The 7,892-nt window shown below is 68.3% G+C and carries 11 protein-coding genes, 1 tRNA gene and 1 pseudogene; 6 read left to right on the top strand and 7 right to left on the bottom strand.

The window, feature by feature from the left end:
- Positions 1 to 217: CocE/NonD family hydrolase (locus tag MXD58_RS14985; RefSeq protein ID WP_250609425.1), on the bottom strand; the 217-nt coding region annotated here is incomplete at its 3' end.
- A gap of 372 nt (positions 218 to 589) precedes the next feature.
- Here MXD58_RS14985 and MXD58_RS14980 point away from each other — a divergent pair.
- A pseudogene (locus tag MXD58_RS14980) lies at positions 590 to 793 on the top strand (SDR family oxidoreductase); the annotation flags it as partial.
- 102 nt (positions 794 to 895) lie between these two features.
- On the opposite strand, the gene MXD58_RS14975 reads toward MXD58_RS14980, so the two are convergent.
- The gene (locus MXD58_RS14975) at positions 896 to 1,912 is read right to left on the bottom strand and encodes a hypothetical protein (protein WP_248839235.1); all 1,017 of its coding nucleotides are present in this window, start codon (positions 1,910 to 1,912) and stop codon (positions 896 to 898) included.
- A gap of 260 nt (positions 1,913 to 2,172) precedes the next feature.
- Between MXD58_RS14975 and MXD58_RS14970 the strand changes: the two genes are divergently transcribed.
- Positions 2,173 to 2,622 (top strand): group II truncated hemoglobin, encoded by a 450-nt coding sequence (locus tag MXD58_RS14970; RefSeq protein ID WP_248839234.1) that lies wholly within the window; start codon positions 2,173 to 2,175, stop codon positions 2,620 to 2,622.
- 57 nt (positions 2,623 to 2,679) lie between these two features.
- Here MXD58_RS14970 and MXD58_RS14965 read toward each other — a convergent pair whose 3' ends face one another.
- The 4 genes from MXD58_RS14965 to MXD58_RS14950 form a co-directional block, all read right to left on the bottom strand.
- Positions 2,680 to 3,123 (bottom strand): SRPBCC family protein, encoded by a 444-nt coding sequence (locus MXD58_RS14965; protein WP_248839233.1) that lies wholly within the window; start codon positions 3,121 to 3,123, stop codon positions 2,680 to 2,682.
- Positions 3,124 to 3,139: 16 nt separating this feature from the next.
- A complete protein-coding gene (locus MXD58_RS14960; protein WP_248839232.1) occupies positions 3,140 to 3,472 on the bottom strand; it encodes an ArsR/SmtB family transcription factor in 333 nt (110 codons plus the stop codon).
- A 53-nt stretch (positions 3,473 to 3,525) separates the two neighbouring features.
- A complete protein-coding gene (locus MXD58_RS14955; RefSeq protein ID WP_248839231.1) occupies positions 3,526 to 3,987 on the bottom strand; it encodes an SRPBCC domain-containing protein in 462 nt (153 codons plus the stop codon).
- Positions 3,988 to 4,128: 141 nt separating this feature from the next.
- Positions 4,129 to 4,767 carry a DUF488 domain-containing protein gene (locus MXD58_RS14950; RefSeq protein WP_248839230.1) on the bottom strand — a complete coding sequence of 213 codons (639 nt, stop codon included), beginning with the start codon at positions 4,765 to 4,767 and terminating at the stop codon, positions 4,129 to 4,131.
- 184 nt (positions 4,768 to 4,951) lie between these two features.
- On the opposite strand from MXD58_RS14950, the gene MXD58_RS14945 reads away from it, so the two are divergent.
- Positions 4,952 to 5,025 (top strand) — tRNA-Ile (locus tag MXD58_RS14945).
- Between the two features lie 156 nt (positions 5,026 to 5,181).
- Here the strand turns inward: MXD58_RS14945 and MXD58_RS14940 are convergent.
- Positions 5,182 to 5,571 carry a tyrosine-type recombinase/integrase gene (locus MXD58_RS14940; protein WP_374616135.1) on the bottom strand — a complete coding sequence of 130 codons (390 nt, stop codon included), beginning with the start codon at positions 5,569 to 5,571 and terminating at the stop codon, positions 5,182 to 5,184.
- Positions 5,572 to 5,721: 150 nt separating this feature from the next.
- On the opposite strand from MXD58_RS14940, the gene MXD58_RS14935 reads away from it, so the two are divergent.
- The 3 genes from MXD58_RS14935 (at position 5,722) to MXD58_RS14925 (ending at position 7,868) form a co-directional block, all read left to right on the top strand.
- Positions 5,722 to 6,042 (top strand): hypothetical protein, encoded by a 321-nt coding sequence (locus MXD58_RS14935; protein WP_250609423.1) that lies wholly within the window; start codon positions 5,722 to 5,724, stop codon positions 6,040 to 6,042.
- Positions 6,043 to 6,047: 5 nt separating this feature from the next.
- Positions 6,048 to 6,782, top strand: coding sequence for a hypothetical protein (locus MXD58_RS14930; protein WP_248839228.1), 735 nt, complete (start codon positions 6,048 to 6,050; stop codon positions 6,780 to 6,782).
- A gap of 192 nt (positions 6,783 to 6,974) precedes the next feature.
- Positions 6,975 to 7,868, top strand: coding sequence for a DUF262 domain-containing protein (locus MXD58_RS14925; RefSeq protein WP_248839227.1), 894 nt, complete (start codon positions 6,975 to 6,977; stop codon positions 7,866 to 7,868).
- Positions 7,869 to 7,892 lie beyond the last annotated feature (24 nt).

Here is a 7,892-nt window from a genome sequence, read left to right as displayed (position 1 = left end):
CGCCGCGGGCGGGCGCTGGCCGGCGCGGCGACCACCGATCGCCCGCGGCGGTAACCCCGGCGGGAATCAGCACGTCCACCGAGACGAAGATGTAGCCCCGGCTCACGAAGAACGAGTCGGGGTCGCCACCGAACACGTAAGGGTTCTGCTGGACGATCACTGGGAAGGTGCCGGCCGCGCGCTTCCCGGTCAGACGGTCCGTCGGGGCGCCGGCCACTGCGGACAGCCCCGCCTGTCATCTGCCTGGTTGGGTGCCGAGCGGCGGGCGCTCGCCGGCAAGGGAACGAACCCGCCAACGGCCGCCCGAAGGTGGCGTCAGTCCGCATCGACCGGGTCAGCCAGCCGGCCGACCCGGTAACGGGACCTCGCGGTCGGCGTCACCGGCACTCGGGAGACGGCGTTACGGCGAGACCCGGCGATCCACCACAACGGTGGCGACGATCCGTAACTTCGACTCACGGGAAGGAAGAGTGGCGGCGTCCCCTCTTCAAGAAGGTCGCCGGCACCGGCACCGGCGACGCGCTGGCGACGCTGGTGCGCCAACCCGAGCTGACCGAGGCCTTCCTCGCGTTCAACGTGCACCTGCTCCGGGTTCATCGACACCCCGATGCTGCGCCAGGCCGAGGCGCGCGGGCTGCTCGGCGGCCCCATCGAGAAGACCATCGCAACCACCCCCGTCCGCCGGGCCGGCCGGCCGGAGGACATCGCCGCGGCCTGCGCCTTTCTGGTATCCGATGAGGCCAGCTACATCACCGGGCAGCCCATTGGTGTGAACGGCGGCCGCAACACCTGACCGATGGCCGGGCACGCGGGCGCAGCGGGATCCGCAGCGGCCTCGACCTCGCCTACCATGACTTCCCGGCCCGCCCTCGCGCTCGCGCGACAGCCCGGCGGCTCAGTCGCCTGGGCGCCGCCAGAAACGGCCGGTGAAGCGTCCGTCGCGGCGGTCCGGCGCGCGGTACTCGAACAACAGCGCCACGCTGCCGGCGATGGTGGTGCCGGTCGCCGTGTTGTTCGGGTAGTTCCGCCCGAAGACACGAAGCTTGGCGGCCTCCCAGACATCCTTGTCAATGACCTCCGCCTGCGCGTTCGGCCAGGTCGGCATCTCCGCCCGCAGGATGTCGCCGGCCACGACAAGACTTTCCTCAGCATCCGGAATCTGGGCGAGAAGAATGGACAGCGGATGACGCGGGAGGACACCCCAGGCGTTCTTCGCGGTGGCGGTCGCGAGGTTCATCCGGTTGGCCTTGAGGATTTTCGCGCACTTGAGGATCGCGGACATCACGATGGCGTGCCGGCGCATGGTGTCCGCGCCGAAGGTGTCGCGGATGCTGTCGTCCTCGAACTGCGTCTCATACCAGGTGACGTTGAGCAGCGGGTGCAGAATCCCGTGGGCGGCGTCCTCCGCTGACATGTCGATGCCGATCTGCGCGGCCGGAATCCCCACCGTGACCTGCACGTCGGTGTTCACGACCGGCTGGGGAACGCGGAGCGTGTATGCGGCGTCCAAGGCCGTCAGCGTGAACTCGTTGCCGACCAGGTTCGCGAGGGCCTGGTTGCGCTGGGCGTGGAGGGTGTCGATCGTGAAGTCGAGGGCGGCGCGCCTTCGCCGCCAGCCGGCGTCGTCATTGCGTTCGGTGGGCGTCGTCCGCAGCTCGATTTTGAAGGAGTTCGCCGAGGTCAGGACAGGAAGGTCGCGGGTGATCTCCACCAGCACCTCGGTGCTGTTCACCGGACCGACCAGACCGAACACCTTTGCCGGCGCCTGGACATCCGGGGCCTTCGCCGGGTCGACAATCGCCGTGAACTGGGCGGCGCTCACCTCGATGGCGGCGCCGACCAGCTCCTCCTCCGTACCCAGCGAGAACGATCCGAAGTTCCGACGGTAGTACGCCGGAGTTTCATCGACCAAAGGCTCGACGGCATGACTCACAGAACCCCCCCATATCACCGATACGAATACTCCGCGGACAACCTGCCCCGAGCAGGCCCACGTGGCCCGCCACACATTAGGACAGCGGCCGGAGCGCGCGGGACGTTTCCCCGAACTCCGCCACCGCCGGCCGACGGCGTGTAGAACCACTCCCCTGGACCTGGTGCTGTCAGGTCGTGACCTACCGGTCTGGCAGGCTGGGCCCGAGGAGCGCAGCACCCAGACGCCGGGAGGTCATCGTGGGTTCCACGCTGTACGACGAGGTGGGCGGGCTCGACGGGCTGCGGCGCCTGTCCGCGGCCTTCTATGACCGCGTGCTCGCCGACGAGCTGCTCGCGCCCGTGTTCGCGCACTTCACGCCCACCCACCTCGAGCACGTCGCCGTCTGGCTGGCCGAGGTGTTCGGCGGCCCGGCGGATTTCACCGCGCGCCTCGGTGGCCATCAGGAGCTGCTGCGCAGCCACCTTGGCCTCGCCATCCGCGACGAGCATCGGCAGCGCTGGCTTGACCTGATGGCCGCCGCGATCGACGAGGTCCTCCCCGACCGCCCGGACCTGGCCGCGACGCTGATGGCGTATTTCGACTGGGGCACCGCCATCGCGCAGGAACTCTCTCAGGAGCCCGTCGGAACCGCGCTCGGCGACCCCGGGCCCACCCCCCGCTGGGGACACGAGGGCCTCATCCACTGACCCGAGCCCATCGGCGGCGGGACCCGACGTCCGAGGACCCGACCCGCGGGGACCGGCTCAGTGCCAGTCGCTGATCCGCACGTCCCGTGGCGAGGGCGCGCCGGTGCCCGTCTCCACCAGGGCCTTCAGGCTCAGCAGGTAGGAGCCCCACTTGGTGGAGCAGTGGTGCATGAACTCCCCCGGCTCCTTCCAGCCGCCGTGGCGGAACAGCACGATGGTGTAGTCGCCGTCCTGGCGCAGGTCCCAGTCGATCGTCGTCCCGATCCACTCCTCGGGGCCGTCCACCACCTGCCAGCAAACCCGCTCGTTCGGCCGCGCCTCGACGACCGACATGTCGAAGCCGCCCGGCGGGAAGCGGAACGCGAGGGTGCCGCCGACGTCCGCGCTGCCCGTCGTGTCGTCGGTCCACCAGCCGGCGAGGCCGTCGATCGTGGTCAGTGCGTCGTACACCTTCGCCGGAGTCGGGTTCAGCGTGCCGACGCGGTGCAGGATGTCCACCATTCCTGGCTCCTTCTCGTCAGTCGTTCTGGTTGGCCTGCTGGATCGCCTCGGCGATCCGCTTGATACGCCGCAGGCGGGCGTCCCACGCCGAGCCGACCGAGGCCAGCTGGGCGACCGCGCGGGCGAGCTGCGCCTCGTCCACCCGGTAGCGCCGTTCCCGGCCCGCCGGGGTGGATCGGACCAGGCCCGCACGGTCCAGGACGCCGAGATGCTTTGCGACGGCCTGCCGGGTGACGGGCAGTTCCTGGCTGAGCGTGGTCGCCGTTCCGCCGCCCGCGCCGAGCAGCAGGTCGAGCATCCGGCGCCGGGTAGGGTCGCCGATCGCCGACCAGAGGTCGTCGTCGACCATCGCCGCCGATCCCGCTGGCGCCGATCCCGCTGGCGCCGATCCCGCTGGCATCGTCACTGCCGGGTTGTCAGCGTCGCGACGTAGGGCGCCAGGCGGCCCAGGAAGAAGTCCCAGCCCGTGCGGTGATCCTGGTATTCGTGTTCCAGGACGGCGATCTCCCAGCCCATCTCGCGGAAACCGCTCTCGGTCATCCGCAGCAGCGTGCCGCCGTTCGACGGGGTCAGGTCGAACGTGACCAGCAGCGAGTTGCCCTCGACGGCGGTCTCGCCGGCGGGCTGCGTCCAGCGGAACGTGAACGTCCGCGGCGGCCGCGAAGCGACGACGGTGAACGGCACCGCCTTGCCGCCGGCGGCCGGATCGCCGAAGACGATCTCACCGGTCGATCCGGGCACCGGCTCGTAGTGGGCCTCGTCCGGCCACCACCGCTGGAGATGGTCCGGGCTGCTCACCACCTCGAAGACGACCTCGGGCGACGCCTCGACGAAGATCTCGCGTTCCAGCGCTCCGTACTCCATGCCGAACCTCCCGCAACCTTAGGTTGCGCATCAACGTACCCGCAGGACAGTCGTAGCGCAACCATCGGTTGCTCATCTGGTGCCGGACAGCCGGTGTCGACCGAGGCCGGCGAGGAAGGTCAGCGGTCCGCGGCAACCTCCTCACCCACCGGCCACCTCGCCCCGACTTTCGTCGTCCCACAGCCCGCCCTGGTGGCTCACGACGGCGACCCGGTCGTAGACGAGCAGGCCGTCGGGGCGAGCACGGACGCCCGCCGTCGGGATGTGCTCGACAAGCCGGCCGTCATGCATGAGATGGCGAACCGACCAGCCACGTGCGAGGACCGCGACGTCCGCGATGATCCGCCGGTGGCAGCGCCACCAGACCGACTCGCTGCACATCACGGCGGTCCGCACCTGACCGGCGCCGTCGAGCAGCCGGTCCATAGCGGCCTGAAATCGAGGATCACGGGTATGACCGGCGTATCCCCGGAACGACGCGTTGCGCCACACGACATCGGGCGAGTCCGGCGCCGGCCGGCGGAATCCCCCAAGATCCCGCTCCCAGCGATAATCGATCCCAGCCTCCGGCAGCCACGCCGCCAGCGCCTCCCGACCAGCGTCGGGATTGCGCCGGCTACCAGGCACACTGCGGACGTCCACGATCAACGCCAACCCCGCGCCGCGAAACAGCGGCGTCAGGATCGCCCGGTCCGCCGTGCCATGGCCGACCGTGAGCAACTCCCTGCCGTCGCCTGGCGACGCCGATGCCGTCCCGTCGTCGCAGCTGTCACTGGCCATACCGACGGTGTCGCCCCTGCGACAGCGCCCGACACGTCCTGGCCACCGCCACAGCCCGACCGCCGAAGCCGGCCGCCCGCACGGACCACCACCGACCATGACCACAGCCGCGTCGGACCCCAGCCGAAGCCGCTACGCTGTAGGCACTCGGCCACCCGGATCTCTCCCCGCCGGAGCTCGCCGAGGGGCGGTAGCTCAGCCGGTCAGAGCAGCGGACTCATAATCCGTCGGTCGTGGGTTCGAGCCCCACCCGCCCCACGCGCTCCCTTCTCCTGCTCGCTGATCTTCGATCAGCTTCGCCACCTGCCGTTATGTCTGCCCGGGGGACGACCCCCGGACCCCCGGCGGCCGGCGTTTTTCTAGATCGGCGATCTTTGGTGGCAGCCAGGGTGGCAGCCAGAGCGCACACTCGGTCTACGCCGAGCCGGGTTCCTGGTCCGGGTCGTTCTGCGGGCGGCCGTCATTCTCGCGGTCCCAGAGCGTGGCGCCCATCTGATCCGCGGCGTCGGTGGACAGTTCGGGCGCGACGTGGCTGTAGGTGCCGAGGGTCAGGCTGATCTGTGAGTGCCCCATGATCTCCATGACGACCCGCGGATGGACCTTCTGCGCGAGCAGGAGGCTTGCCATGGTGTGGCGCGCGTCGTGCAGCCGGGCCTCTCGGACTCCCGCGGCCTTCAGGAGGTTCTTCCAGGCCCGGTGGTCGGCGCTGGGGTCGATCGGATGGCCGGTCAGCTGGGTGAACACCAGGCCGTGGTCGTTGCGCCAGAGGTTGCCGGCCGCGTCTGCTTCCTGCTGCTGGGCCACGCGATGCGCGCGCAGATCGGCCGCCAGAGCGGCCGGGAGAACGATGGTCCGACGGCCTGCCCTGGACTTCGGGTGCACGATGACCAGGCCGCCGCCGGTGCGCCGTGGGCATCGGCGTGCCAGACCACAGGACTTCGGATTGGTGCAGCCATGCGCCCAGACGCGCCGTTGGAGGTCGCCGGGATCCGCGCATTGCACACCGGCTATCGCGCCCGGTGGGTGACAGTCCTTCTCTGGTGTCCCCGCGAAGTCACCGCGACCCGAGCCCACCAGCGCGGAAGCAACGACGTTGAAGCACGACTGACCGTCTGGGACGAAACGAAAGTCGATCTCGACACCGCCGACTCGGCTCTGTTCGACCTGGTCCTACGAACCAACCGGCGTTCCCCCGCCGAAGCCGCCGAGCGCATCCACCAGGCCGTGACCGCCAGCCCAGACGGCAGCCCCTACCCGCACGATCCGGTGGACTGACCGTTATGCAGCTTGTCCTTCCGGCGCTAACGTTCCGCACCCCTCACGGACGCCTTGATCTCGCAGCCACCGCCGACTACGCCCGTCGCGCTGCCCGAACATGGGCATCCCTGTTCATCCTGTCTGGCACCACCACCGGCGGACATCTCGACTCCGAAGCCGACCGTGCCGCAGTAGTCGAGCTATGGGCGGAGACGATCGGGGTGGAACGGCTGACCGCATGCTGCTGGACATCCGCCGACATCACTCACGCCACCGCCACCGGAGTCGTCCCCATGGTCGTCCTACGCGCCCTCGCCAGCGACGCCGACGCCCTGGCCCTGCTCGCGGATCTACCAAGACCGAGCTACCTGTTCAGCCACCCGGAATTCAGCCCAACCACCCTCACACCCGCGCTTGCCACCGCCGCCCGTACCGCCGGTGTCCTCCCCGCCGCCGCGAAGGTCTCCAAGGTCCCACCTGCCACCATCACCGCCCTTCACCAGGCAACCGGACCCGACTTCACCCTGTGGGACGGCACCGCCCGCCACATCGCTGCCAGCCTCACCGCCGGAGCCCACGGCATCGTCACCGCACCCCTCAGCCACCTACCCGAACCGTTCCCACCAGCCCACATCGACCAACTTCAAGCCGCCATCGACACCGCCCAACACCACCTCGACACCCAGCACAGCCGAGACGCCCGCACCGCGGCCCTGTTCACCATGGCGACCACAGCCCAGCGCACCGCCCGCACCTGACACGCACCCGAAGAGATGCCTGCCGAATTGCTCGTTTTAGGATCAAGGCGGCGGGTTGAGGCGCCGCGCCGCGCGGCGGCTGCGCGCGGCGCTGGCGCGCCGTGCTCGCCGGCGCGTCGGAGCACCACGTCCACCTGATCGCGGGACGAGTGGAGTCGCCCGATACTATGGCTGTCCTGCGATTGGAGGCCGATGAGCATCACGCCACGTGGAATGAGCGTCCAGGAAGCCTACCGGCTGTTCCGCGACAACACGCTCGTGGTAAATCGCAGGTACCAGCGGAAGCTGGTATGGATGGTTGAGGAAAAACAACTCCTCGTAGACAGCGTCCTTCAGAATTTTCCGATCCCCCTGATTCTTCTGGCCGAGCGTGCCGAGACATCCGGTAAGTCTCGACTCGAGATTCTTGACGGAATGCAACGACTTGACGCCGTCTTCTCATTCGTCGAGCAGTCATTCAGCTTTGAAGATCGCTATTTTGATCTCGGCGAGTTCGCGCGAGCCCGCCAGGCCGCCGAAGACAAACTGTTCACTCCTGTTACCGTCGAGGGTGGCGTTCCGCTCATTAGCCGGCAGGCGTGCGCCGACTTCCTCGACTATCAGCTAGCCGTAACCATCTTCCCACCCCAGTCCGAGAAGCAAGTCACCGCGGTATTCAGTCGCGTTAATGCGAGCGGTCGCCAGCTCAGTGCGCAGGAGAAAAGGCAGGCCGGCGTAATCAACCCATTCGCCGACCTAGTCCGGAGAATAGGTAGCGAACTTCGCGGCGATGTGTCTTCTGAAGTCGTCAACTTGTCGGACATGCCAAGCGTGTCAATTGATTCTGCCCGTGAACGGCAGAACTATGGAGTTCACGCGGACGAGACGCCATGGTGTAGCCAAGGAATCATTAGCGTCAAGCAGCTGCGCGAGGGCGACGATGAGCACATGATCGCCGACATGTGTGCATCTATTCTCCTCGGCACCCCGCTTGCCGCCAGCAAGGAAAAACTCGATGAACTGTACGACGAGGATTCCGATTTCTATCAGGACATGGCGGTCTCAACCGGTCGGTGCATCAGCCCTGGTAGAAGGGTGATCTGCTGATCGGAGGGCCGGGTGCGGGGTGTG

Source organism: Frankia sp. AgKG'84/4 (genome assembly GCF_023242965.2).
Classification (GTDB): domain Bacteria; phylum Actinomycetota; class Actinomycetes; order Frankiales; family Frankiaceae; genus Frankia.
Note: the sequence above shows the minus strand (reverse complement) of the source record. Positions and strands in the feature narration are given on the sequence as shown.

Excerpts from the sequence above, each read along its gene's own strand:
- MXD58_RS14960 (WP_248839232.1), bottom strand. The coding sequence starts at position 3,472 with ATGGTCGACGACGACCTCTGGTCGGCGATCGGCGACCCTACCCGGCGC.
- MXD58_RS14930 (WP_248839228.1), top strand. The coding sequence starts at position 6,048 with ATGCAGCTTGTCCTTCCGGCGCTAACGTTCCGCACCCCTCACGGACGC.
- MXD58_RS14955 (WP_248839231.1), bottom strand. The coding sequence starts at position 3,987 with ATGGAGTACGGAGCGCTGGAACGCGAGATCTTCGTCGAGGCGTCGCCC.
- MXD58_RS14925 (WP_248839227.1), top strand. The coding sequence starts at position 6,975 with ATGAGCATCACGCCACGTGGAATGAGCGTCCAGGAAGCCTACCGGCTG.
- MXD58_RS14965 (WP_248839233.1), bottom strand. The coding sequence starts at position 3,123 with ATGGTGGACATCCTGCACCGCGTCGGCACGCTGAACCCGACTCCGGCG.
- MXD58_RS14935 (WP_250609423.1), top strand. The coding sequence starts at position 5,722 with ATGCGCCCAGACGCGCCGTTGGAGGTCGCCGGGATCCGCGCATTGCAC.
- MXD58_RS14950 (WP_248839230.1), bottom strand. The coding sequence starts at position 4,767 with ATGGCCAGTGACAGCTGCGACGACGGGACGGCATCGGCGTCGCCAGGC.